This window comes from Paenibacillus sp. P46E, from assembly GCF_001909095.1.
In the GTDB taxonomy this organism is placed as follows: Bacteria; Bacillota; Bacilli; order Paenibacillales; family Paenibacillaceae; genus Paenibacillus_AQ; species Paenibacillus_AQ helianthi.
In genome coordinates this window covers 1-2,307 of the sequence record NZ_LVYZ01000107.1, presented here as the reverse complement: position 1 = coordinate 2,307, position 2,307 = coordinate 1, and the positions used below count along the sequence as shown (strand labels likewise).

1 protein-coding gene is annotated in these 2,307 nt (G+C 59.3%); it reads right to left on the bottom strand.

Annotated elements, in window-relative coordinates; translation table 11 throughout:
* The coding region (locus tag A3849_RS31045) for an alpha-mannosidase (protein ID WP_074114900.1) at window positions 1-2,307 on the bottom strand (2,307 nt) is incomplete at both ends.

Below are 2,307 nucleotides of genomic sequence, written 5' to 3'. Positions count from 1 at the left end.
ATCCTGGGTGATCTGCGACTGGCCCAGCGTCCAGCGGAATCTCAGCACATCCCGGACTTGGCCGGAGTGAAGCACGTATTTCTCCACCAGCTCGGCCTCGCCAGCGGGCTGGGCTTCATAGCGGCTGTCGATATCCCAGGCATCCCAGAGTGTCGGACGGTCATGGAAAAAGTGGAATCGGTTGGCGCGGCCGCCCTGCTGCAGCACTTCCCGGCCGGCTGCTTTGTCGAACAGGCTGGTGATTTCGCCCCGTTCATTGAACGTCAGGCGGTAGTGCGGGGTCTCCCAGCGGTCATTCAAGGCGGTGCGTGCCGGCATATTCACTGCTTCCGGGCTTCCCGGCGTTGGCCGTTCGCCGCGTCTCAGCCAGATCGTTGTATAGCCCATAGCCGGGATGGCGGGGACATGAATGTAAGCGGTCCGGTGATCTGTTGTCGGGTCTATCGCAACGTCTACTGTTGACAAACCGGCCACAAGATCTATCGGAAGTGCGTTTCCTGACGCATCATAAGCCGTTAAGATCCGATTATTATCTGTTCGTTCTCCATCTGTTGGTTCAGCATCTGTTCGTTCTCTATCTGTTACTTCTGTATCTGCCCATGGAATGGCAATGACTGCATCACGCGCCCAGCCGAGGCTGTTGAACAGCACGTAAGGCTGGCCTTCGCCTGCTGTTGTGACCTGAGCCGCCAGGGCTTCCAGCCCCGGCTGCAGTGCTGCCTCACCAAGAGCGAACACCTCGCGGTATTCCTTCTCCGAAGTCTCATAGGCTTCGGTGATGGCCGAGCCGGGAATAATGTCGTGGAACTGGTTCAGCAGTATCAGCTTCCAGCCGTGATGCAGCTGTTCGGCGTTGTTCCTGCGCTGCTCGGGCAGCATAGAGGAAGATGCCAGGGTCTGCCACAGCTCTGCCTCGCGGTAGAGAATCTCCGCCTTGCGGTTGTTCCGCTTGTTGCGGCTATGTGTGGTATAGGTGCCGCGGTGCAGCTCCAGATACAGATCGCCGCGCCATTCGGGCAGCTTGGGCTTACGCTTCTCCATGCCTGCGAAGAAATCCGCGGCGCTGCTGAAGGTACTGGCCGGCTGGCCGACCATCAGGTCTGCACGGCGGATGTATTCCAGCATCTCACGGGTGACCCCCCCGCCGCCGTCGCCATGGCCGTAGAGCAGCATCTGCTCGTTATGAGTCTTCTTTTCACGGAAGGATTGCCAGTGTTCATGCACATCCTTCGGCAGCGTATTCTCGTTCACCCCATGGTTGAGGTAGGACAGCATCGGGGTGCCGTCAATGCCGACCCAATGGAACAGATCGTACGGAAATACATTGGTGTCATTCCAGCCGAGCTTCGTGGTCATGAAATAGCGCACGCCGCCATGCCGCAGAATCTGCGGCAGCGAAGCGCAGTAGCCGAAGGTATCCGGCAGCCATTCAATCTCTGAGGTCTTACCGAATTCCTTCAGGTAGAACCGCTGACCGTAGAGCATCTGGCGCATCAGGGACTCCCCGCTGGGGATGTTCAGGTCCGGCTCGACCCACATGCCGCCGACCAGCTCCCACCGGCCTTCCTGGATTCGCTCTTTGACCTTGGCGAACAGGACCGGGTCGTTCTCCTTGAGATATTCGAACAGCTGCGGCTGGCTCTGGGCAAATTGATAGTCCGGGTATTCGTCCATTAAGGCATTGACGGTGGAGAAGGTCCGGCTGGTCTTCCGCACGGTCTCCCGCGCCGGCCACAGCCAGGCAATGTCGATATGCGACTGGCCAACCATATGAATGGTGCCTTCCGCATTGCCGCCAATCCCTGCGATATCTGTACGCAGCGTCGCTTCCAGGGCCGCTACAGCACTGCCTTCACGTACCGCTGTCTCTTCCAAATTCAAATATTCATCCATCACCCGGTACAAGGCTTCCAGCATCCGCGCGCGGCGCATATCCGCTTCGGGCAGCAGGACCGCCGCATCGCGGACGATGACGGCGGTATACATCAGGCTCTGGACCGGCTCATTGACCCGTACCAGCCAGGTGCGGATGGCCCGGATCGGCGGCTGGATGACCGCCTGCTGATTCAGCGGGTCCACCGGCTCGGGAATGGGATCGAACAATTCGATTTCCAGCTCCAGCGGCCGGCCGTCCGGCGAGGCTTCCAGGGTTACAAAGGTGTGGTTCCGGTCGAGGCCTTGGCGGGATTCCCCGTTCACCCGCAGTAAACCCTCGCCGCCCGACTCAAATATGAGCCCCGTACGCTGCCCTTGCCATTCCACAGGAATTTCCAGTGTACGGCGAAAAAAATACGTGGTTCCCTGTAC